This window comes from Bradyrhizobium sp. dw_411 (assembly GCF_018449695.1).
GTDB lineage: Bacteria > Pseudomonadota > Alphaproteobacteria > Rhizobiales > Xanthobacteraceae > Bradyrhizobium.
Genome location: NZ_JAAVUY010000002.1, coordinates 142,357 through 163,632 on the forward strand (window position 1 = coordinate 142,357; position 21,276 = coordinate 163,632).

The following is a 21,276-nucleotide window of genomic DNA, read 5'->3' on the forward strand; positions in this document are numbered from 1 at the left end:
GCGGCGTTTTCAAGCGGCTTTGGGACCACCCTCGGACGCATGCTCGCCAAGTGCCCATTTCGAGAAGCGCACCTGAATGCCGTAAGGCGAATGCGCACGGAGAATATCCATCACGCCCTCATAGGTTTCGGAGCGCGCCCAGTCCTGCTGGAGCTCGAACACATACTGACATGACGTAATCGGGATCGCACCGGCCTGTACCGCGCGATCCATCGAGCGGTTATGCGCTTCCATCGACAGGTCGCCGCAAGCGTCGGCTGGGATGTAGATCTCGTAACCTTCCTTAAGCATGTCGAGCGTCGGGAACATGACACAAGCTTCGGTCCACAGGCCGGCGATGACGAATTTCTTGCGCCCGGTCGCGGCGACCGCCTTGCGAAAGTTCGCATTGAGCCAGGAGTTCATAGAGGTGCGGTCGATGACGTCGTGCTTGGGAAAAAGTTCGATGATCTCGGGCATGAACGGGCCCGAGAATGAGTCCTTGGCGACGGTCGTCAACACCGTCGGAATCTTGAACAGCTTGGCGGCCTTGGCAAGAATCTGGACATTGTTGAATGTCACGATGCGGTCGTGCGATTGCACGCCCTGGTACATCGCGGGCTGATAATCGATCAGGGCGATCGCGCTGTTGTCCGGTGTCAGCATTTCAAGCTTCGACATTTTCTTTCTCCAAGAAAGGGCTTCGCGCCCGCGATGACATTTGAAAATTCAAGTTGGTCGGCAGGCAATCTATTCACGTGGCGGATCACGTCTTGAATGAATGGCAACTATTTTTTCTGTTTGTCGCCGGACAAGCTCTGCGGACAGCGCTCAATCGCGCAGGCGTCGCCACGCTGCCGGGCTGAGACCCGCTAAGGCCGTGAATACCCGAGTGAGATGACTTTGATCCGCGAAGCCGCAGCGGATCGCGATATCGGCGATTGGTAACGAGGTTTCGCGCAGCAGTTGCCTGGCTTGCTCGATCCGGTGCTGCTGCAACCAACGATGTGGTGCAAAGCCGGTGCTCGCCTTGAAAGCCTTGGTAAAATATTGCCGAGACAGGCCGCATTCCCGTGCGACATCGGCAAGAAGGATCTGTCCGCTGCTGTTCGCGACCAGCATCTCCCTAGCCCGACGCAATTGCGCGCTGGTTAGGCCCCCCTTTTTGACGGAGGCCGGCGGGTTGCCGCCATCGCCATACTTGCTGGCGAGATAGCTGCAGACCGCCAGCATGACGTAGTCCAGGAACAGTGAATTAGCCTGCCCGGGTTGTTCGAACGCCGGCAGCAGTGCTGCGGTGAGATGAACCAGTACGGGATCGACGATCCCTGGCGTGCAGGCCAAATGCGCCAGCCGCCGACTGCCCGCATCATCGGCGAGTTCATCGAAAGCGGTACGCGGAATGTGGAAGGTCAGCGCTTCGTGAGGATGGGTGATGAGCGCCGAGAATTCACCGGTCAGGTTAACGATGCGCATCGCATTGGTGTCGTAACCCTGCGTGAGCAACGGTCGGCCGCCGCTCCACAATTCATGATACGGCAGTCGCGTCAGATATTGTGCGACGATGAAGCTGTCTTCCGGCGGGATCTGCGGCGACATGCCGATTTGCCTGGGGCCGCAGGAGATGCGTGTCGCGGCGACGTTGGATGAACGCAGCGTCTGTGTCGTCAGTATCGGCGCATCGTGCAGCCCGAGGCTGTGTGCTACCGCGTCGCCGAACACCCGTCTTTCGTTCATGGTGCGTCCCCGTCAGGCCGATGTGATATCGACGGTGGCTTTGTCGCGTGCGAGCCATTCCCGCGCGACGGTAACATCGGCTTGCGACAGTTGATGTCCAATCGGAAGTACCCGGCGGGTGACATCTGCACCGGCCTTGGTCAGCATCGCGGCCAGTCGTTCGCTATTGGCCGGCGGGATGATCGGGTCGTGCTGGCCGGATACCAGCAACAGCGACTGGTTCGACAGATCGACCTCGGGCGGCTGTGCCAATGGCACCATCGCGCGCAACAGGATGCCACCCTGCAGCGTAGCTGGACGCAGCAGCAGCATCGCCGCGGCGATATTGGCGCCGTTGGAGTAGCCGAGCGCCAGCGGCGCTGCCAGGCCATAGGCCTCGTGGGCGGCCCCGACGAAGTCCGCAAGCTCATTGGCGCGGCGGATCACGTCGGCCTCGTCGAACACGCCTTCGGCAAGGCGGCGGAAGAAACGCGGCATGCCGTGCTCCAGTACTTGCCCGCGCACCGATAGCAGTGCCGCGCCGGGGCTGATCATCCGCCCGAGCGGCAGCAAGTCGTTTTCGTCGCCGCCGGTGCCGTGCAGCAACAGCACCGGCGCGAGGTCGGGGCGCGTCGCCGGTTCAAAGCGGTGGATGAAAGAAAGATCGCGGGCCATCACGCCACCTTTTCGTCCAGTGCCGGCAACACGGCTGCGATTTCCTTGCGGTGCGGCTCGAGGAATGCCGGCAGTTTCAGCGCCTGGCCGAGCGATACAACCGGTTCATCCACCGCGAAACCCGGTATGTCGGTCGCGATCTCGAACAGGATGCCGCCAGGCTCCCGGAAATATACCGAGCGGAAATAATTGCGGTCCTTCTGCTCGGTCGGGTGCATGCCGTGATCCTGCACCAGCTTGCGCGCCATCTCGCTTTGCGCGGCATCGTCAGCGGCGCGGAACGCGATGTGATGCACCGAGCCGCGGCCCTGACGGCCGGGCAGGAAACCCTTGGCCTCATAAATATCGACAATCGCGCCCATGGCATCGCCCGATGTACGGTAGCGGATGACCGAGCCCTCGCGGGTGGTCTCGGCAAACCCGAACACGTCGGTGAGGATCGCGCCGGTTTTGGCGGCACTCTCGAGCAGCAGCGTCACGCCATGGAATCCGCGGATCGCGTGCTCCGCCGGAACTTCGCCATTGCTCCAGCCAGCCTCGTCCTCGGCGCCGGCCACGCCGACCAACGCGAGGCTCATGCCGTCGGGATCGGTAAAGGAGAGCACGGCTTCGCCGAAACGCTTCTCCAGCGCCTCATGGACGACGCCCTTTTCGATGAACCGATGCGTCCAGTAGCCGAGCGAGCGGGCCGGCACGCGGAAACTCGTTTGCTGGGTTTGCCCGACACCGCCGCGGCCGGGTGCAGCATGCTCCCACGGGAAAAAGGTGAGGATGGTGCCGGGATGCCCGGTCTCGTCGCCGTAATAAAAATGATAGGTTCCGGGATCGTCGAAATTGACGGTCTTTTTGACGAAGCGAAGTCCGAGCGTCCGGGTATAAAAGTCATAGTTGCGCAGGGCATGACCCGCGATGGCCGTGACGTGATGGATGCCTGACATGGTCTTCCTCCTGAGCTGAGGAGGCGCTCCGCCTCCCGTTGAGGAGATAATTGGGCAGGCTAAATTCAAAGACAATCTGGCATTTCTTGACATTACTGTCTATGATTTGAGGACAATGGATAAGCTCAGCAGCCTTCGCGCCTTCGTCAAAGTCGTTGAGCTCGGCAGCTTCTCGGAAGCCGGCCGGCAATTGCGCCTGTCGCGCTCGGCGATCTCGAAATACGTCAGCGACCTCGAACAAGAGCTCGGTGTCCAGCTTCTGAATCGCACCACGCGGCACGCCAGCCCGAACGAAAACGGCCAGGCCTATTTCGAACGCGCGCTCGGAATCCTTGCCGAGCTGGATGCAGCCGACCGCGCCGTTGCGCAGGCGCAGGCGACACCGCGTGGGTTGTTGCGCATCAATGCGCCGATGTCGTTCGGAACGCTGCAGCTTGGGCCAGCGCTCGCCGATTTCATGGCGCTTTATCCCGAATTGAAGATCCATCTCGTTCTCAGTGATGAGCAGGTCGATCCGGTGCAGGGCGGTTACGACGTCACCTTGCGCATCGCCGACCTCGAATCCTCCAGCCTGATTGCACGCAAGATTGTGGAGATTGACCGCGCGATCTGCGCGTCGCCTTCCTACCTCGACCAGCACGGCGTGCCAAAGCATCCCGCCGACTTGCGTAAGCACGCGCTGTTGACCTACGGCTTCCTGCTCACCGGCAATCAATGGAAGCTCACCGGCGAGGATGGCGAGCACTGGATCCAGCCGGAATGGACGCTATGCGCCAACAACGCGGAAGTATTGCGCGACGCGGCAATCAAGGGGCACGGTGTGGCCCTGATCCCGGTGTTCATCGCAGGCGATGCCCTCAAAAAAAGAGCGTTGCAGGCAGTGCTCAGGGATTATCACGCGCCGCCCTTGGCGCTTTACGCGCTTTATCCACCGACGCGGCATCTCGCGGTGAAAGTACGGCTCTTCATCGATTTTTTGGTTGAGCGCTTCGTCGGAGAAGCAGACTAAATCGTCGCAGAGATGGTCCGTCTGCTCTTGCGCCGTGAGGTCGAGGGCGTCCAATGCCGGGTAAAAATACCCGCATAATGGACGTTTATGGAATTAGCGTAGCACAGAAGCCGCGGGCTTTCGTCTGGCGAGTGCTCGTGATTTTGCGCGAGCGATGTCCGTTGTTGGCGTAGCAGGCGTTTAGTTCGACAGAATTTCGCCTTCGCAGATTTAGCTACTTCTGAATGACTGGTTTCTGCAGCCGTCGCAATTGTGGAAGCGAGATTGGCTTGATTTGGCTCGAGTCGCGCGTGATCCGAACTAGAACGTTCAATTTCGCACCGATACCTCAACCATTTGCCGTGATTGGTGAGAGTTAGATTTTTCCAAGATGGGAGAGCGGCCTTTATCAACATCTACAAATTCAGTTGACTACTCTCCGAATTCTCGAATATTTTCTACAGGCAAAAATAAATTCCACTGACCGGAATGATCTGAAGTGCTCTCAATCGGGCGATCGTGAAAATTGATTGCAAACTAGACGAGCGCGAGCACGTGGCTTTGCTGGAGATTGAATCGTGCTTCAAACAACCACGAGTGTATCCGGCCCTGAACTTGCCGTGAATTCAAACCCGTCACGCGTATCAATCTTCTAAATCGAGTTGAAAGCAAACATCAGGAAACATCATGTCTGACGCGACGTCGCCGCTGCTTCCACCAGCCAGGATAGCGCTTATCGGTCTCGGAAACATGGGCGCGCCGATGGCGCTGCAGCTCGTTAAGACCGATTATCAGGTTTGCGGCTTCGACATTTCGCCGGATGCCCGCCAGCGTTTCTCGTCGATGGGAGGCGGGGTGGCGTCGGAAGTCGCTTCGGCGGTCGCGGGCGCCGATGCGATCATTACGCTGCTTCCCGACAGCAAGGCCGTCAGGCAGGCGCTCGATTCGTTTATCCAATCCGTCAAGGCCGATTGCGTCATCATCGACATGAGTTCTTCGGATCCCGTCGAAACCAGGAAGCTCGGTCAGGAACTGATCGGCAAGGGCTTCGGGTTCATCGATGCACCGGTTTCCGGCGGCGTGAGGCGCGCGGTGGATGGCACGCTGACCATCATGGTAGGAGGCAGCAGTGCAACCATCGACCGCGCAGAGCCCGTGTTGCAAGCGATGGGTAAATCGATCTTCAGGACCGGAGATCTTGGATCCGGTCACGCCATGAAGGCGCTCAATAATTACGTTTCCGCGGCCGGGCTGCTCGCTGCGGTCGAAGCGGTTGCGATCGGAAAGCAATTCGGCCTCGATCCGCTGTTGATGACGGACGTTCTGAATGTGTCGACCGGACGCAACAACACCACGGAAGCGAAACTGAAGCAGTTCATCATTTCTGAAACCTATAATGCAGGTTTCCCGCTCAAGCTGATGGCCAAGGATGTCGGCATCGCCAATTCGCTCGCCCACGCGATCGACGTGCCGGCGCCACTTTCCGACGCCTGTTCGAAGCTCTGGACGGACGCATCAAACGCTCTCGGCAATTCCGCCGATCATACCGCGATCGGCAAGCACATCGCCGGCCTCAATTCTCAAAAGGGAGACTAGAAATGAAACCCGACATGACCATGAAGCAGCTGTTTGACGAAGGACTGAAGAACCGGCGCGAGGTGCTGGGCGCCGAATATGTCGACCGCTCGATCAGCAATGCCAATGATTTCACCATGGCGTTTCAGCACATCACTACCGAGTGGTGCTGGGGCTATGGATGGGGAGACGACACACTTCCACGCAAGACCCGGAGCATGCTCAACCTCGCCATGCTCACGGCGTTGCATTGCAGCGCAGAAATCAAGCTCCACGTTCGCGGCGCGATCAACAACGGCGTCAGCGTAGAAGAGATCAAGGCTATCCTACTGCATGCAACGATTTACAGCGGAATTCCAGCCGGGCTTGAGGCATTCAAGGCAGCCAACGAGGTGTTGCAGGAGATGGGTCAGGTTCCCATGAAGCCTTAAGGCACGGCCTTTCAAGCACGCGCATCGTTCCATCTCACAGCGGGACCAGGCATGACGTCAACATCCACCGGGAGAATGAAGGCCTGGGCCGAGGATCGAATCGGGTGGGTCACCTTTGACAATCCGGCCCGGCGAAATGCGGTCAATATCGATATGTGGAACAGCATTCCCGATATTGTCGCGAAGTTCGTCGCCGATGACAATGTGCGCGTGATTGTTCTGCGGGGTGAGGGCGACAAGGCCTTTGTTTCGGGCGCGGATATCAGTCAGTTCGAAACGCAGAGGTCTTCGGCGGAAGCGGTGGCTTATTACGAGGAGATCGCCGACCGGGCCAGCCGGGCCATTCACGAATGCGACAAGCCGACGATCGCGATGATCCATGGCTATTGCATCGGCGGGGGAGTCGGCGTCGCGTTGTCGTGCGATCTGCGTATCGCCGCGTCCGATGCGTCGTTTTCGATACCTGCCGGGCGCATGGGCCTCGGATATCGTATCAGCTCGGTCAAGAAGCTGGTTGATGCGGTCGGTCTCGCCAAGGCCAAGGAAATCTTCTTCACAGGCGATCGTTTCGACGCCGAATATGCGGCCAAAATCGGCATGGTCAATCGGGTCGTGCCGAAGCAGGAACTCGATCCGCATGTCGCGGCTCTGGCGTCGCGGATCGCCGCGCAGGCGCCACTGACGCTGACAGCTTTCAAGAAGACCGCAACTATGTTGCTCAGATCGTCGCCGGAGATGGTCACCGCGGAATGCGACGCGCTCATCCGCGGTTGCTTTGAAAGCGCCGACTATGCGGAGGGTCGTCGGGCATTTGCTGAGAAGCGGGCCCCGGTGTTCTCGGGCCGGTGACGATGGCTGGCCGACGGTCCAACTATTCCAATTCGTGCTCTCTGTTCATGCGGGCACGCTCAAGATAAGGAGCTACCCCAGATGCTATTCTCGGAAGACCAGGTCGCTATCCGCGATATGACGCGGGACTTCGTCAAGAGCGAAATCGTGCCGTTTGCTGCGGAATGGGATCGTCAGTCCAGCATTCCGAAAGATGTCGTCCAGCGGGCCGGCGCACTTGGCCTGTTCGGCGTGAACATGCCGAGCGAGTGGGACGGCGCCGGCGCGGATTTCAAATCCTATGTCCTTGCCGTCGAGGAAATGGCGTTCGGTGATGCCGGTTTCTGCAATATGGTCTGCGCGACGAACTCGTATGGCTTCAAGGTCCGGGACTATGGCACGGATGATCTAAAAAAGCGCTTTCTCTCCCCCGTCGCGGCAGGCGAAGCGCTTGGGTGCATGCTCCTGACCGAGCCGCAGGCGGGATCGGATGCCTCGAATCTGAAGACGCGCGCGGTTCGCCGCGGCGATAAATACGTCATCAACGGCACCAAGGTCTTCATCACATCCGGCCAGTCCGCCGGCTACGCCTGTATCATCGCGGTCACCGATCCCACTGCCGGAAAGGCCGGAATTTCGGCGTTTCTCACGAAGACCCATATGCCCGGGTACAATGTCATCCGGGTCGAACACAAGCTTGGGCACCGCACCAACGAGACCTGCCAAATCCTGTTGGAGGATATGGAGGTCCCTGCGGAGGACATGCTTGGTAACCCCGGAGACGGCCTGCGCATTGCGTTTTCGGGCCTGGACAGCGGAAGAATTGCCGTGGCGGCACAGGCGATCGGAGTGGCGCGCGCTGCGTTCGAAGCAGCACTTGGATATTCGCATGAACGCGAGGCTTTTGGCAAAAAGATATTCGATCATCAGGGCATTGGGTTCAAGCTTGCGGAAATGGCAACCGAGATCGAGGTTGCCCGCGCGATGTGTCATCACGCAGCAGATCTCAAGCAATCGAAGGTCCGATGCGTGAAAGAGGCCTCGATATCGAAACTCTATGCGTCGCAAATGGCGGAGCGGGTCTGCTCGGATGCGATCCAGGTCTATGGCGGATATGGATTCATCAATGACTACCCAGTTGAAAAATACTATCGCGATGCCCGCGTCTACCAGATCTACGATGGCACCAACGAAATCCAGAAAATCCTGATTTCGCGCGAACTCGCGGCCGGTCATTAACCTCAGCCGCGCAGGAGGATCGGCGATGCCGGAAGTGCTTCCCGTCTACGAACTTTATGCCATCCGCTACGCAACGCGTGACGCGAAGCGTGCCGAGCACTTCATTGGCGGGGACTCCAGGGATGAGCCGCTGAACATGGACTACGTGATCTGGGTCGCGATCAGCGAGGGCAGGGCTATCCTGATCGACAGCGGATTTTCCGAGGCGGTCGCGAAGCGAAGAAAGCGTCCATTTCTCCGCTGCCCGATTGAATCCTTGAAGCTGCTCGGCGTCGATCCGTCAGACGTGAAAGACGTGATCCTCACGCATCTTCATTACGACCATGCCGGCAATTCCTCTCTGCTGCCCAACGCCAATTTTCATCTGCAGCAGGCCGAGCTGAACTTCGTCGTGGGACCGAACATTCGCTATCGCTATTTCTCTCTCGGATTCGAGCAGGATGACATTCTCGACATGGTCAGGCTCAACTTTGCCCAGAGGCTGAAGCTCTACAACGGGCCGTTCAGATTTGCTCCGGGTATCGAGTTGGATGTCGCGCCCGGACATTCCGCCGGTCTGCAATATCTCCGCATTCACACCCAGCGCGGGTGGATCACGCTGGCCGGTGATGTCGTTTCCTTCTTTGACAATCTGAGGCGGCACCGACCATTCGTGGCGGCCGTCGACGTTGCCCAGATGCTGCAGTCCTACGACAAGGTGCGGGCAACGGTGCCTTCTCTGGATTACCTCATTCCGGGCCACGACCCGCTGATCATGCTGAATTACCCGGCGCCGAAACCGGAATTGCAGGGAATCGTGGTTCGGCTCGATCTGCCACCGACGATCTCGATTCCCGAGAAGACGCGCTGAGGGTTCCACTGTCCTCTTGGCGCCAAGGGGCGCCACCGGCGACGGGCCAGGAACGTAATCAGGATGAACTGGTTTCAGCCTTGTTCAAATCGACGTCCTTGGTTTCCGGTCCCATCAAGGCACCGATCAGGGACAGTACGGCGCCCAGTGCGACCAGCACGAGGACCGTCAGATTCTGCGGCATGATCTTGGAAAGCATTTCCTGATAGAAACCGTAGAATGATGGAATGATGACCGGCAGTGTGAAGGCCATGCCGAAGCCGCTGGAACGGACGCGGGTCGGAAAGCGCTCGTTGAGGTAGCAGGTGGTTAGCCCCCAAACCGATGTTAACGGGACGATGATGAGCGACGCCAGTACCGCGATGAGCCAGAAGTCTCGGGGCGCGCTCAGCAGCAGATAATAGCTATACAGGCCGACCGTGCCGCTTAGGATCGCCATGATGATAATCATGGCCCGCCGGCCGATCGTCTGGCTTATGATCCCGACCAGCAGATAGCCGGGCACCAGCGCGACCGATGCAATCATCATGACAACCGTCATTTGCTGCGGCGTGAGATGCACGATGCGGATGAGCGCGCCGGGCAGAATGCCGGCGGCGGCGGAGATCGTCGTCAGCCAGAAGCCGGTGAGAACGATGAATACCTGCATGAAGTGCCGGAAATTATCGCCCGAGAAAATCACTTCAAACGGATTGCGCCGTTTTTCGACCTTGACCCAAAGCGTCGACTCTTCCACCGAGGATCGAAACGGCAGGATGAAAAGCAGCGCCATCAGTCCGCCGATAAAGAATGGAATGCGCCAGCCATATGCCACATAGGGCGAATCCAGGCCCCCGGTGGTTGGAAACCACTGCAACATAAGAAACGTGAGAGCAGCGATCAGGATGTAGGCGAAGGGATATCCCGACTGGATAAGCCCGGAATAAAGGCCTCGTTTTTCCTTTGGCGCGGCCTCCATGGCCAGCACATTGGCTGCGGTGTATTCTCCACCGAGAAATATGCCGCTGATGAAGCGCAGCAGAATGAGCAGATAGAGGCTGGCTGGTCCCCACGTGCTGTATCCGGGCAACAAGCCCATCAGGATGGTGCAGATGCCGAACCCGGTTACCGCAATCATGGTGATCGGCTTGCGGCCGATTTGATCTGATAGATAACCGAAGATGACCGAGCCGAGCGGACGACCGAGCAATGTTGCTGGCAGGACCAGTGTTGCAGCGACCGCCGCAACGGCAGAGGGCACGTCCGGCGGCTGGAAATAGATATAGGCCGGGGCAAGGACGATCGCGGGCAGGAACACGTCGAACATGTCGACGAAAAATCCAAAGAACGCACTCGTCGCCGCTTTCCTAGCCTGTAGGTCGCCTGTTGTCTTCAGGCCAGCAAGGCTGCCTTGCATTGCCATGTTTCAATCCTCCGCCCTTCGCATGCCGACGCGTTTGCTCGATTTCCGATTTTTTCCAAGCTTCTCGTTCTGAGCGGTCGCCGTCAAGACATAATTCCGAACATCGGAATTTGTTTTTGCTTATTGAACATTTATAGGGCGGAAGTTCTGCCGGTCAGGTTTGATACGTTGTTTCGTTCTCTGTCCAAAAGCGTAGCTCGTGGCGGCGTAGCGTTCGGCTGGCGCTGTTGACACCTCCACGCCGCGTTATAAAATGAAAAGACATTCCGATAAACGGAATTTCGGCATTCGCCTGAGAAAGCCAGAGCCGTGGCAGCAAGCGGAGATTCAAAAACATGAAAATGGCCCTCGAAGGGGTCCGCGTGGTCGATTACAGCCGCCTGTTGCCAGGACCATGGTGTACCCAGACGCTCGGTGATCTCGGCGCGGACGTCATCAAAGTGGAGCAGCCCGAGATCGGCGACTACGGTCGTTTCAATCCGCCGAACTACAAGGTGGGCGGCGTTTATTTCGGCAGCATCAACCGCAACAAACGCAGCATCGCGCTCGATCTGGACCGGGCCGACGATCGGGCCGTCGCAGTGGAACTCAACGCACAAGCCGACGTCATCGTCGAGGCGTTTCGGCCCGGCGTTACCAAAAAGCTCGGGATCGACTACGAGACTGTCGTTAAATCAAATCCGAACGTGATCTATTGCTCGATCACCGGCTTCGGCAACAATTCGGCGCTCGGGCGGGTGCCCGGCCATGATCTGTCGATTCAGGGCGTTGCCGGTACGCTGGGCAAGCATCTCAAGACCGGCAGCGCACCGCCGATGCCGACCTTTCAGGCCGGCGATTTCACGGCGGCGGCTTTTGCCACGATCAGCGTACTCGCCGCCTATATCCGTCGCACAGCAACCGGCGCCGGCTGTTACATGGAAATTCCGATGTATGACAGCTTGATCAGCGTGTCCAACGTAGCGCTGTCCGGCGCGCTGGCGCGGCTCGCAGGTCATTCCGGAAAGCCGGAAATGGAGCCGTGGGGGCGTAACCCGCGTTACAACATTTATCCGACGCGTGACGGCAAATACGTCACGGTTTGTCTGCTGGAATATCGCGGCTGGAAGCGCTTTTGCGAATATATCGGTCGACCTGAACTGGCCCCGGAGGAAAGCTGGGCGGATCGTCATTCCGATCACGGCGATCGTGCCGCGAGCTTTCGCGAGGCGATCGCCGGATTCTGTGCATCACGCGACCGCGACGCACTGGCAGACGAAATGGCCAAGGTCGAGATTTCGATTTGCGCGATCTACGCTCCGGACGAAGCCGTGGCATCCGCGCACGCGGTTTCCCGCGGCACCGTGGCTTTTACCGACCATCCGGTCGAAGGGCGCATCCCGCATCTCGTCGATCCCTTGACCCATGCCGGGCTGAGTGATCCGAAACGCCGTCCATCGCCACAGCTTGGCGAACATAGTGACGAGATACGTCGTGAACTTGATGAGGCCCGGTCGGCGAATGCCGGCCGCGCGACTCGGACACAACCATGACAGAGACTGCCGGTCAGGGTGACGCGACGGGATTGGCCTTGTCCGGGGTTATCGTGCTGGAACTCGGGGGGCGGATCGGCGCGGGTGTCTGCGGGTCGCTGCTGGCGCAGCTCGGTGCAACCGTTATTCTGGTGGAGGGCGGCGATGATCGTCTGGGCGGCAAATGGCGCCGTCGTGCAGCGTGCGCGGCCGGCAAGGTCAGTCTGAAGATCGACGCTTCCGAAGCGGCTGATTGCGATTTACTGCGCAATGTGATCGAGCGCAGCGATGTGGTTCTGCTGTCGAGCGATACTGACCATGCGTTTGCCGAACTGACCGGTTCCATCACCGAACGCGACCGGATTGTCTGCGATGTGACGGCCTACGGACGCGACGGTCCACTGGCGGGACAGGACGATTCAGAGTGGCAGATTCAGGCTTTGACCGGCATTGTCGAAACGACTGGATCCGGCGAGGGGAGGCCGACGCCGATACCACTGCCGATCGTTGAATACATGACGGGCGTTTATGCCGCGGGAGCCGTCGTCGCGGCATTGCGGGTCAAAAACAGTACCGACCGCGGTCAGTTCATCGATATGGCACTGTATGATTGCGGGTTCGGTTCGATGGCAACGTTTCTGCCGCGTATTCTCACCGGCAGCGTCGAACCGATTCGGCGCGTGGGCAACCGTCATGCCATGATCGCGCCCTGGAACGTTTATCGGGCAACCGACGGCTGGATTCTTGTCTGCGTCGGCAGCGACGGACAATGGCAGCGTTTGTCCGAGATCATGCACCGTCCGGAACTGCGCAATCCGCCTTTTGCCAAGGTCGCCGACCGCGTAGCCAATGTCAGCGATGTCGATGCGGCCATGCAGGCATGGATCGGAAAACTGACGATCGACGCCTGCATGACGTTGCTGAACGAAGCGCAGATCGCCTGCGGGCCGATTGTTCGCATCGCCGATGGTTATCCGCACGAACCGAATCTCGATCATCGGGATATGATCAAACGCATCGTTGATCAGGCCAATGGTCTCGATACTTTCGTGGCAGGCTCGCCATTGCGTATGGATGCGTCGCCCGGAAGGACGCCGTCCGTCATACCCGCGCCGGACAGCGGCCGCGAGCAAGTTCACCGGCTTCTGGCCGACAAAGGCGCCCGTAGGCCGAAGGCGGAACATACGGCGGCAAAGGCTCCGGCGCTGGCCGGCATTCGTATCGTCGAGATCGGCCACTACACAACGGTCCCGCTCAGCACGCGGATGCTTGCAAGCCTTGGCGCGGAAGTCATCAAGATCGAGCCGCCTGAAGGCGAGGCCACCCGGCCATGGCCGCCGACGCAGGCAGGGCAGGGCTATTTCTTCACCTATATGAATTCGGACAAGCGCAGCATCGTGCTCGATTTGCGCAAGGACGCCGATGCGGCAATTCTGCGCGATCTGATCAAGACCGCCGATGTCCTGATCGAGAACCTCAAGCCCGGCGCGCTTGCCAAGCGGGGATTTTCCGCGGCCGAAGTGGCGGCCCTTAATCCTCGAACCGTGTTGTGCTCGGTTTCGGGCTTCGGTGCCAACTCCCTGTATGCCGGCCGTCCCGCCTATGACAGCGTGATACAGGCCATGTCGGGGCTGATGGACATGGCCCAGTCAGATGGCGTTCCGATGAAGACCGGCATTTCCACGGCCGATCTGCTGGGCGCCGAGATGGCCGTGCTGGCGGTGCTCGCGGCGCTCGCACACAGGGATCGCACAGGCCGTGGTCAATATATCGATCTCTCGATGCAGGATATCGCGGCGTGGCTGACCGAACCGGCATGGAACGACACGGATCTGCCTGCGCTTAGCATGGCCGCCTGCTCTGACGGTTTTGTCCTGGCGGAATGCGATGCCGACCGGCTGGGTGCGATGAAAGCGGATCGCAGCCGTTCCGAATTTGACATGAAGCGCGATGACCTTGTTGCCATCCTCAAGGAGAGCAATGTCCGCGCAGCGCCGGTTCTTTCCGTCCGCGAAGTAGTCGCGGCGCCGCAGACGGCCGCGCGACGGCTCTGGTTTACGGTGACGGAAGATGGTGCATCCTGGCCGCTCCTCGCGAGTCCCTTGCGCCTTACCGGTACGCCGCCGGCAGTGCGCAAACCCATGCCGGCGCTGGGCAAGGACAACCAATCCCTGATCCGGCACGATCGAGCTTTATCCGCGACATAGCCTCAAAGGGATATCGATGTCCTCGCTTCTTTTCTCGCCTTTCAAGTTGCGTGACCTTGTACTCGCCAATCGAATTGTGATTTCGCCGATGGCGCAATATTCGGCGGTCGATGGGTGTGCAGTTCCGTGGCACATGGTGCATCTCGGGCATCTCTCTGAGTCTGGTGCGGGACTTTTGATCATCGAGGCGACGAGCGTGCGACGCGACGCTCGCCTCAGTCCCGGCGATCTCGGCCTGTGGAGCGACGAGAACGAAGCAGCACTGGCGCCCATCGTCGAATTCTGTCGCTGCCATGGCGGCGCGCGGATTGGAATTCAGCTTCAGCATGCCGGGCGCAAGGGTTCGGTCACCGTGGCTTGGGAAGGGCAACGCGAAATCCCGATCGACAAAGGCGGTTGGCCGATCCATGGCGCCGATGAGATACCCTATCCAAACCGGATGATGCCGGTCGCACTCGATTTGACGATGATCGGGGAATTGATTGCGGACTATGCCGCGGCGGCGCGGCGCGCGCATCGCATTGGTATCGATCTGATCGAGATTCATGCTGCGCACGGCTACCTTCTGCATAACTTCCTTTCGCCGCTCAGCAATCGACGCCAGGATGCCTATGGCGGTGATCGCGAGGGGCGCATGCGTTTTGTGCTTGAAGTATTCAAGGCCATCCGGGACGCTTGGCCTTCACACAAGCCGATTGGGGTACGTCTTTCAGCAACCGACTGGGCTGATGGCGGCTGGACGATCGAGGACAGCATCGTGTTCGCCCAGCGGCTGAAGACGCTTGGTTGCGATTACGTGACTGCCTCGAGCGGCGGCACGGTACCGGAGCAGAAGATTACGGTCGGACCAGGCTACCAGGTGCCGTTCGCGGAACGCATTCGCAAGGAAGCGGACATCCCGACCATGGCCGTCGGGCTGATCACACAAGCAGCCCAGGCGGAGGAAATTCTGTCCTCGGGGAAAGCCGATCTCGTCGCGCTCGGACGTGGTATGTTATATAACCCGCGTTGGCCATGGCACGCCGCGGCAGAATTGGGCGAAGAGACATTTTATCCGCCGCAATATGAACGATCGCATCCGTCCATGCGCCGGGGCGACTTTCTCAAGCCCGCGCGACAGGCTTAACACCAATTGCTGCGACGATGTCCGGCGCAGCGATTACGTAACCGGCGTACGGCTCGCAACGCGGGCTGATGCGCGGCATACAAGTTCCGAGAATATTTTCTGTTTATTACGGGAGAAGCGGACCTTCGGAATGGTGAAGCCGATGGATCCGATCACATGACCCGGCGAAGTTTCGATCGGGGCGGCAATGCCGATGGAATCCGGTAATTTTTCGCTTTCGGTGACTGCAAATCCGTCCTGCTTCACGATCTGGAGCCGCTCGTAGAACGCCTTGCGCGTCAAACGCCGGCCGGTAGCCGGCGAGGCTTGCGAGGCCACAAATACCTCTGCCTGAATTTCCTCGGGCAGAAACGCAAGGATCGCAAGCCCGGTGGCGCCCCATTCGAGTGGCAAATTTTCGTGCAGATTGATGCGGTAGCGCAGCGGCTGGGGGCTATCGCTTTTCGCGGTATATGTCATTGCGCGTTGCGCCGGCAGATAGGTCGCGAACAAGGCGGTTTCGCCGGTTTCCTTTGTAAGCTCGTCGAGCAAGGGTTGCACTAGCGATGAAAAAGATGTTTTGGCCGAGACGAGATTGGCGAGCCGCGACAACTCCGACCCGATGGCATAGCGTCTTCTGGCGGCATCCTTCTGAACGAAACCCTCGCCAAGCAGCAAATCGAGGAGACGATGCGACGTGCTCATCGGAAGCTGCAACGCATCGGCTACATCCTTGACGCCGACGGAGGACTTGGCCTCGGCGACGATGCGCAGGACCGACAGGGTTCGGGCGACGGTTCCCAGTGCGTCACTCATGCGGCTCCTCCCACCTTGGCGGTCAATGCCGGGTCAGACAGGCCTGAGAGCTCGCGTGCACTGTTGATCAGTTCCTTCCCGATGGTGGCGAGCCGTTCGTTGCGCCATCGAAATGGAGGAATTGTCACCACGACCGAACCGATGACTTGCCGTTGAAAGCCAAATACCGGCGCGGCGACGCCGAAACCGGAGCCGGGGACGCGCTCGCCGCGGGACGTCGCATATCCTCGTTTGCGAATCTGGCGGATTTGACGTCGTAACTCGGTTGGATCGACGACCGTGGCTTCTGTGAGGCGGGGCAATAACGATTTAAGGACGCGATCGATATCCGCGTCCGGCAAGAACGCCAGGATTGCCTTGCCGCTGGCGCCGGCGTGGATACCGTCCCGGGTGCCGACTTCATAATTGTAGCCGAGCAGATGGGGGCCGCGCTCGACGACGGCGACGATTTTCGTAAACGTATCCGGGTCGTAAAGACTAAGCGCGCAGGTTTCCTCGACACGCGCGGCCAGAGCCGAAACCCGCGGTCGCATGCGACCGATCAGTGACCCCGATCCAAGCACGCGCGAAGCAAGCCGAATGCACTCCGTGCCCACACTGTAAACCCGGGCCTGCGGATCATAGGATGCCATGCCATCGCTGGCGAGGAGCTGCAGCAACCGGTAGACCGTACTGACGTTGAGGTTCAACTCGGTCGCAAGCTGCTGGACGCCAACCGGCGTATCGTGTTCAGCAAGCCGCCTCAAAATGGCGGTCGCCTTGAGAACGGGGCTGTCGACCATACTTCTCTTAATCCCGATGAATGGAATTTAGTATCATTGATTGAGGTTGATCCGCAACGTCTGGCAACTGCCGGTAGTGGATCATCGACCGCGTTACAGTATTTCCGCTCACGCAGTCTGTAGCGCAAGCCTTGCATGGCCGAACGTCAGGCACGAATTGACAAATCGTGCTGATCCAGCAAAACTAACAATGAAATTGAATTCCGATGAACGGAATTTTCCAATTGGCTGGCTCCAGGCATGCGGCTTGTGCGGCATCGCCAGATGGAAAGGGGGACGGCACGATGCAATCAAGGTCTGCCCAAAAACCGGCAAAAGACGCGCCTGTGGCGGAGCAGAAGCCGGCGCTTGCCGGTATTCGCGTGCTAGATCTTACTCAGGTCCTGTCCGGGCCCTTTTGTACGCAGATGCTGGCCGACCTTGGGGCCGAGGTCATCAAGGTCGAAGGTCCGACAGGCGATATTGCCCGGAGCATGCCTCCCAGTTTCATCGGCAACGACAGTACCTATTACGTCGCCATCAATCGCAACAAGCGCAGCGTCGTGCTGGACATGAAGACGGCCGCGGGATCAGATGCCGTGCGGCGTCTTGCGCTCGTCTCCGACATTGTCATTGAGAATTTTCGGCCTGGCGTTTGCGACCGGCTGGGATTTTCGGCGGAGAAACTGCGCGAGGAAAAGCCTTCGCTCATCTGGTGTTCGATCAGTGGGTTCGGTCAGCACGGTCCATATCGTGACAAACCGGCCTACGACATGATCGTGCAGGCATTGTCGGGCGGCATGAGCCTGACCGGCGAGCGTGACGGCACATCGGTTCGTGCCGGCATTCCGATCGGCGACCTTGCGGCCGGCATGTACGCGTCAACGGCGATCCTCGCGGCCTTGCATCGGCGCGAGGTTACGGGCCGCGGCGAAACCATCGACATCTCGATGCTCGATTGTCAGGCGGCGCTGCTTTCCTATCAAGCCTCGTTCTATCTGGCTTCGGGCCAGGTTCCAGGCCGGCAGGGCCGCGAACACGATTCAATCGCCACCTATCGGACCTTCAAGGCAAAGGACGGGATCGAGCTTGTGATTGCGGCTCTGACGGAGCGCATGTGGACCTCGCTATGCGATGTGCTTGGTGGGCCAGATCTCGTTAACGATTCCCGGTTTCTGACCGCACATCAACGATCGATCAATCGAAACCAGCTGTGGCCAATCCTTGAAGATCTGTTTCTGGCGCGGAATGCTGATGAGTGGCGGCAGGCGCTAGACGCGCAGGGTGTTCCTGTTGCCATCGTTAACACGGTCGACCGAGTTGCAGTTGATCCTCAGATCAGGCACCGCGGCATGGTATTAGACCTTGCGAGCGAAGATGGCCGCCAAGCTCAGGTGATGGGCGATCCTATTTTCATGAAGGAATCCCGGCGCAGCTCGCATACATTCCCCCCTGCTGCGGGTGAGCACACCGAAGCCATCTTGAGGGAGCTGCTGGGCATGAATGCAGATGAAATCGATGCGATGATCGCTTCAAAGAGTGCCTTTGTGCGCGAAAAGGTGACACAGACGACATAACTTTATTCGTGTGCGAATTGCGCAAGGTGCGGGACTGTTGCACGTTCCATGTGAGGTTGCAGAGCTACGCGAAATTGTTGGATGGCATATTCCTGTCAAGAGCGTTGCGCGGGGCAGGGGGTTCGTACAAGATCGTTGGCAACAACAAGCTATCGCCGTTGGGCTAGGCGCCGGAGTTCAATCCACCAGACGCTGCGGAGAGAAAACAGGGGCGGCTCATCCTTAACCAGACAGGAGAAATCAAGTGCTCGACAAGACCAAGCAAGATCTTAAGAAAGTTCAACTGCTGCAGCCGCAGGACGCCACCGGAGAAATCGCTGAGATCTTCGAGGACATCCGTCGCGTAAAAGGGCCAAATTTCCTTACGCCGACTTGGGGCTTCTTTGCACTCGATATCGATCTTCTGCGGCATTGGTGGGGTCTGACTAAAAGGTTGCAGATGGCGAAAGGCGCACTAGACAAGCCGTTGCTGAACAGCATTTCCCTTGTGTGCGCCGCGGAAGTAGATTGCCCGCGCTGCATCAACAACCACCAGACGCACCTGATCGAACACTTCGGCATGACCGAAGCCGACGTTGTGGAAGTTCTCAATTTTGAGAAATCGACGAAGGTCGATGCCAAGACCAAAGCCGTCCTGCGCTTTGCCAGAAAGGTCGCTTTCGCGGAAGGAACGACCGAGGAGGATTTTCAGGAATTGCGCCGTCACGGCGTCAGCGACGTCGGCGTCGTCGAAATCGTCTCGATGGCGATGATGGAATCAGGCATGGCGCGTCATGCCGTTGGCGTAGCGCCTTTCGAGAATGGCGACGAATGGCCGAGGGAAAACCTGCCCAGCCAGCATTACGCCGAAAACGTGAACCGGTGAGATTGAAAGGCCGCGCAGTTCGACATGATGGGTGAATCGATCAAAGGCGCCATCACGGTTGTCGGCGAATTTGTTTCCGCCGACATCGTGCTGCCGGCGCGGTATTCGTTTCTGCCGCCGGCAGAGATGGCCGAGCATGTCCTGGGCGAACTCCCGGCGGAAGTGAATCGAGGCGTTCGTTCGCGGCCTATCATCGTTGCAGGTGAGGCATTCGGTTATGGTACCGGCCGAGAATCTCCGGCGCGTGCCTTGCGGGCTGCGGGCATCAAGGCCATCGTCGGAGGTCCTTTCGCCCGGATGTTCTTTCGCAATGTGGTCAACAACGGCGTGTTGGCGATAGATTGCGCCGACATTGTCGGCTCGGGAATCGCAAACGGCGACGAGATCGAGATCAATCCAGCGACCGGCGGGATTCGCTGGAATGATCGCGTGTTTCACGGAATGCCGACGCCGGCGATCATTCAGAAGATCGTCGCTTCGGGCAGTTTGATCGAGTACGGCCGCGCGGCGCTTGCCGACATGGCGCGAGCCAGCTCGTGAGACTGGCCCAAACCACGGCTGAAAAAATACTGGCCCGGGCCAGCGGACGCGACTTTGTCGTTCCAAATGAGATCGTCGAGGTATCGCCCGATTTCTGTTACTCCCACGATTACGCGGTTTTCGCCATCGACGCGTTCGAACAAATGGGAGCGACCAGCGTCGTCAGGCCCGAACGCAATGTGATCTGCCTCGATCACGGATTTCCAGTCAACAATGCGCGCGATGCGAATAATCACGTACGCATCCGTGAATTCGTCAAGAAGCAAGAGTTTCTTGCGTTTTTTGAAGGTGGCACCGGGATCGCCCATCAGGTCATGATGGAGCGGGGCTTCGTCGTTCCCGGCGCGCTGGTGCTGGCTAGCGATTCACATACGCCATCTGGCGGTGCGCTGGGTGCGCTAGCGATCGGTACCGGCGAGAGCGAACTGGGCTTTGTCTGGGCTACGGGCCGCACATGGCTCAAGGTACCGCCAACGATCCGCGTCGTGATGGCAGGGGCGCTGACACGAGGCGTTGCCGCCAAGGACGTCGTTCTGACCATTGTCAAACAACTTGGTGTTCTGGGGGCGGGCTACAAGATTATTGAGTACCAGGGAGATGCCGTCAGTTCTTTCTCGGTGTCAGAGCGATTTACGTTCTGCAACATGAGTGCCGAGGTGGGTGCAAAAAGTGGCATCTTCCCGAGCGATGATGTGACCGAGGCATTCGTGAACGGCCGCGCACAATTTCCATACATGGGCGTGCGGTCAGACCCGGATGCAAATTATGCCGGCGAAATCACGCTGGATCTGGCGCAGATTGAGCCAATGGTCGCGCTTCCGGGACGCGAAGATCGCGGTGTTGCGGTCAGCGAAGCTGCGGGAAAGAAAATCAATCAGGTGTTCATCGGCTCCTGTACCAACGCGCGGGTGGACGATCTGGCGATCGCGGCTGGTATTTTGAGAAACAGGCGTGTTCATCCGGACGTCCGTCTGCTGGTCGTTCCGGCGTCGCGTGCGGTGGGAATCGAAAGCGCACGCAATGGCGATCTGGCGACACTGTTGGAAGCCGGAGCTACATTGATGCCGAGTGGCTGCGCGGTTTGCGCCGGCGCGCACCAGGGTGTGCTTGGCGACGGGGAGGTCTGCCTGTCGACCAGCAATCGCAACATGCCAGGCAGGATGGGCAATAAGAACGCCGAAATCATGCTTTGCAGCCCGGCGACTGCGGCCGCGAGTGCGGTGGCCGGGTGCTTAACGGACGCCCGCACGCTGGATTAGCGCTTCTTTGGGGG

The 21,276-nt window shown here is 59.1% G+C and carries 20 protein-coding genes; 13 read left to right on the top strand and 7 right to left on the bottom strand.

Annotated elements, in window-relative coordinates:
- Nucleotides 1-9 precede the first annotated feature (9 nt).
- From HB676_RS03300 to HB676_RS03315, 4 genes are all read right to left on the bottom strand, one after another.
- Nucleotides 10-660 (bottom strand): hydrolase, encoded by a 651-nt coding sequence (locus HB676_RS03300; protein WP_213736245.1) that lies wholly within the window; start codon nucleotides 658-660, stop codon nucleotides 10-12.
- Between the two features lie 150 nt (nucleotides 661-810).
- Nucleotides 811-1,716, bottom strand: coding sequence for an AraC family transcriptional regulator (locus HB676_RS03305; protein ID WP_213736246.1), 906 nt, complete (start codon nucleotides 1,714-1,716; stop codon nucleotides 811-813).
- Nucleotides 1,717-1,728: 12 nt separating this feature from the next.
- Nucleotides 1,729-2,370: an alpha/beta hydrolase gene (locus HB676_RS03310; protein WP_213736247.1), complete on the bottom strand. Its 642-nt coding sequence runs from the start codon at nucleotides 2,368-2,370 to the stop codon at nucleotides 1,729-1,731.
- Entirely contained in the window at nucleotides 2,370-3,308 is a 939-nt protein-coding gene (locus HB676_RS03315; RefSeq protein ID WP_213736248.1) for a ring-cleaving dioxygenase, read from the bottom strand. The genes HB676_RS03310 and HB676_RS03315 overlap by 1 nt, the downstream gene beginning before the upstream one ends.
- Before the next feature lie 115 nt (nucleotides 3,309-3,423).
- Here HB676_RS03315 and HB676_RS03320 point away from each other — a divergent pair, with 115 nt between their 5' ends.
- From HB676_RS03320 to HB676_RS03345, 6 genes are all read left to right on the top strand, one after another.
- Nucleotides 3,424-4,317 (top strand): LysR family transcriptional regulator, encoded by an 894-nt coding sequence (locus HB676_RS03320; RefSeq protein WP_213736249.1) that lies wholly within the window; start codon nucleotides 3,424-3,426, stop codon nucleotides 4,315-4,317.
- Between the two features lie 666 nt (nucleotides 4,318-4,983).
- Entirely contained in the window at nucleotides 4,984-5,892 is a 909-nt protein-coding gene (locus tag HB676_RS03325) for an NAD(P)-dependent oxidoreductase (protein WP_213736250.1), read from the top strand.
- Nucleotides 5,893-5,906: 14 nt separating this feature from the next.
- Complete coding sequence (locus HB676_RS03330) at nucleotides 5,907-6,302, top strand: carboxymuconolactone decarboxylase family protein (protein WP_213736589.1); 396 nt, start codon at nucleotides 5,907-5,909, stop codon at nucleotides 6,300-6,302.
- 51 nt (nucleotides 6,303-6,353) lie between these two features.
- Nucleotides 6,354-7,151 (top strand): enoyl-CoA hydratase, encoded by a 798-nt coding sequence (locus HB676_RS03335; RefSeq protein WP_213736251.1) that lies wholly within the window; start codon nucleotides 6,354-6,356, stop codon nucleotides 7,149-7,151.
- An 81-nt stretch (nucleotides 7,152-7,232) separates the two neighbouring features.
- On the top strand, nucleotides 7,233-8,369 hold the full coding sequence (locus HB676_RS03340) for an acyl-CoA dehydrogenase family protein (protein ID WP_213736252.1): 1,137 nt from the start codon (nucleotides 7,233-7,235) through the stop codon (nucleotides 8,367-8,369).
- A gap of 25 nt (nucleotides 8,370-8,394) precedes the next feature.
- On the top strand, nucleotides 8,395-9,219 hold the full coding sequence (locus tag HB676_RS03345; RefSeq protein ID WP_213736253.1) for an N-acyl homoserine lactonase family protein: 825 nt from the start codon (nucleotides 8,395-8,397) through the stop codon (nucleotides 9,217-9,219).
- Between the two features lie 58 nt (nucleotides 9,220-9,277).
- Here the strand turns inward: HB676_RS03345 and HB676_RS03350 are convergent, their stop codons facing one another.
- Nucleotides 9,278-10,621, bottom strand: coding sequence for an MFS transporter (locus HB676_RS03350; protein WP_213736254.1), 1,344 nt, complete (start codon nucleotides 10,619-10,621; stop codon nucleotides 9,278-9,280).
- A gap of 335 nt (nucleotides 10,622-10,956) precedes the next feature.
- Between HB676_RS03350 and HB676_RS03355 the strand changes: the two genes are divergently transcribed.
- From HB676_RS03355 to HB676_RS03365, 3 genes are read left to right on the top strand one after another with little or no spacing between them, the layout of a single operon-like run.
- Nucleotides 10,957-12,153, top strand: coding sequence for a CaiB/BaiF CoA-transferase family protein (locus HB676_RS03355; protein ID WP_213736255.1), 1,197 nt, complete (start codon nucleotides 10,957-10,959; stop codon nucleotides 12,151-12,153).
- Complete coding sequence (locus HB676_RS03360) at nucleotides 12,150-14,339, top strand: CoA transferase (RefSeq protein ID WP_213736256.1); 2,190 nt, start codon at nucleotides 12,150-12,152, stop codon at nucleotides 14,337-14,339. The genes HB676_RS03355 and HB676_RS03360 overlap by 4 nt, the downstream gene beginning before the upstream one ends.
- A 16-nt stretch (nucleotides 14,340-14,355) precedes the next feature.
- Nucleotides 14,356-15,465, top strand: coding sequence for an NADH:flavin oxidoreductase/NADH oxidase (locus HB676_RS03365; protein ID WP_213736257.1), 1,110 nt, complete (start codon nucleotides 14,356-14,358; stop codon nucleotides 15,463-15,465).
- A gap of 33 nt (nucleotides 15,466-15,498) precedes the next feature.
- Here HB676_RS03365 and HB676_RS03370 read toward each other — a convergent pair whose 3' ends face one another.
- Both HB676_RS03370 and HB676_RS03375 read right to left on the bottom strand, forming a co-directional pair.
- Nucleotides 15,499-16,260: an IclR family transcriptional regulator gene (locus tag HB676_RS03370; protein ID WP_213736258.1), complete on the bottom strand. Its 762-nt coding sequence runs from the start codon at nucleotides 16,258-16,260 to the stop codon at nucleotides 15,499-15,501.
- Nucleotides 16,257-17,042, bottom strand: a complete 786-nt coding sequence (locus HB676_RS03375) for an IclR family transcriptional regulator (protein WP_213736259.1) — start codon at nucleotides 17,040-17,042, stop codon at nucleotides 16,257-16,259. The genes HB676_RS03370 and HB676_RS03375 overlap by 4 nt, the downstream gene beginning before the upstream one ends.
- Nucleotides 17,043-17,248: 206 nt before the next feature.
- Here HB676_RS03375 and HB676_RS03380 point away from each other — a divergent pair, with 206 nt between their 5' ends.
- From HB676_RS03380 to HB676_RS03395, 4 genes are all read left to right on the top strand, one after another.
- Nucleotides 17,249-18,598 (top strand): CoA transferase, encoded by a 1,350-nt coding sequence (locus HB676_RS03380; protein WP_213736260.1) that lies wholly within the window; start codon nucleotides 17,249-17,251, stop codon nucleotides 18,596-18,598.
- 244 nt (nucleotides 18,599-18,842) lie between these two features.
- A complete protein-coding gene (locus HB676_RS03385) occupies nucleotides 18,843-19,463 on the top strand; it encodes a hypothetical protein (RefSeq protein WP_213736261.1) in 621 nt (206 codons plus the stop codon).
- A gap of 24 nt (nucleotides 19,464-19,487) precedes the next feature.
- Nucleotides 19,488-20,003: a hypothetical protein gene (locus HB676_RS03390; RefSeq protein WP_213736262.1), complete on the top strand. Its 516-nt coding sequence runs from the start codon at nucleotides 19,488-19,490 to the stop codon at nucleotides 20,001-20,003.
- On the top strand, nucleotides 20,000-21,262 hold the full coding sequence (locus HB676_RS03395) for an aconitase/3-isopropylmalate dehydratase large subunit family protein (protein WP_213736263.1): 1,263 nt from the start codon (nucleotides 20,000-20,002) through the stop codon (nucleotides 21,260-21,262). The genes HB676_RS03390 and HB676_RS03395 overlap by 4 nt, the downstream gene beginning before the upstream one ends.
- Nucleotides 21,263-21,276: the final 14 nt, after the last annotated feature.

What these genes read in the sequence shown, in the direction of transcription:
- HB676_RS03320 (WP_213736249.1), top strand. Translation starts at nt 3,424, where the DNA reads ATGGATAAGCTCAGCAGCCTTCGCGCCTTCGTCAAAGTCGTTGAGCTC.
- HB676_RS03390 (WP_213736262.1), top strand. Translation starts at nt 19,488, where the DNA reads ATGATGGGTGAATCGATCAAAGGCGCCATCACGGTTGTCGGCGAATTT.
- HB676_RS03335 (WP_213736251.1), top strand. Translation starts at nt 6,354, where the DNA reads ATGACGTCAACATCCACCGGGAGAATGAAGGCCTGGGCCGAGGATCGA.
- HB676_RS03330 (WP_213736589.1), top strand. Translation starts at nt 5,907, where the DNA reads ATGACCATGAAGCAGCTGTTTGACGAAGGACTGAAGAACCGGCGCGAG.
- HB676_RS03325 (WP_213736250.1), top strand. Translation starts at nt 4,984, where the DNA reads ATGTCTGACGCGACGTCGCCGCTGCTTCCACCAGCCAGGATAGCGCTT.
- HB676_RS03350 (WP_213736254.1), bottom strand. Translation starts at nt 10,621, where the DNA reads ATGGCAATGCAAGGCAGCCTTGCTGGCCTGAAGACAACAGGCGACCTA.
- HB676_RS03380 (WP_213736260.1), top strand. Translation starts at nt 17,249, where the DNA reads ATGAACGGAATTTTCCAATTGGCTGGCTCCAGGCATGCGGCTTGTGCG.
- HB676_RS03365 (WP_213736257.1), top strand. Translation starts at nt 14,356, where the DNA reads ATGTCCTCGCTTCTTTTCTCGCCTTTCAAGTTGCGTGACCTTGTACTC.
- HB676_RS03360 (WP_213736256.1), top strand. Translation starts at nt 12,150, where the DNA reads ATGACAGAGACTGCCGGTCAGGGTGACGCGACGGGATTGGCCTTGTCC.
- HB676_RS03315 (WP_213736248.1), bottom strand. Translation starts at nt 3,308, where the DNA reads ATGTCAGGCATCCATCACGTCACGGCCATCGCGGGTCATGCCCTGCGC.
- HB676_RS03340 (WP_213736252.1), top strand. Translation starts at nt 7,233, where the DNA reads ATGCTATTCTCGGAAGACCAGGTCGCTATCCGCGATATGACGCGGGAC.
- HB676_RS03310 (WP_213736247.1), bottom strand. Translation starts at nt 2,370, where the DNA reads ATGGCCCGCGATCTTTCTTTCATCCACCGCTTTGAACCGGCGACGCGC.
- HB676_RS03300 (WP_213736245.1), bottom strand. Translation starts at nt 660, where the DNA reads ATGTCGAAGCTTGAAATGCTGACACCGGACAACAGCGCGATCGCCCTG.
- HB676_RS03345 (WP_213736253.1), top strand. Translation starts at nt 8,395, where the DNA reads ATGCCGGAAGTGCTTCCCGTCTACGAACTTTATGCCATCCGCTACGCA.
- HB676_RS03355 (WP_213736255.1), top strand. Translation starts at nt 10,957, where the DNA reads ATGAAAATGGCCCTCGAAGGGGTCCGCGTGGTCGATTACAGCCGCCTG.
- HB676_RS03305 (WP_213736246.1), bottom strand. Translation starts at nt 1,716, where the DNA reads ATGAACGAAAGACGGGTGTTCGGCGACGCGGTAGCACACAGCCTCGGG.
- HB676_RS03375 (WP_213736259.1), bottom strand. Translation starts at nt 17,042, where the DNA reads ATGGTCGACAGCCCCGTTCTCAAGGCGACCGCCATTTTGAGGCGGCTT.
- HB676_RS03370 (WP_213736258.1), bottom strand. Translation starts at nt 16,260, where the DNA reads ATGAGTGACGCACTGGGAACCGTCGCCCGAACCCTGTCGGTCCTGCGC.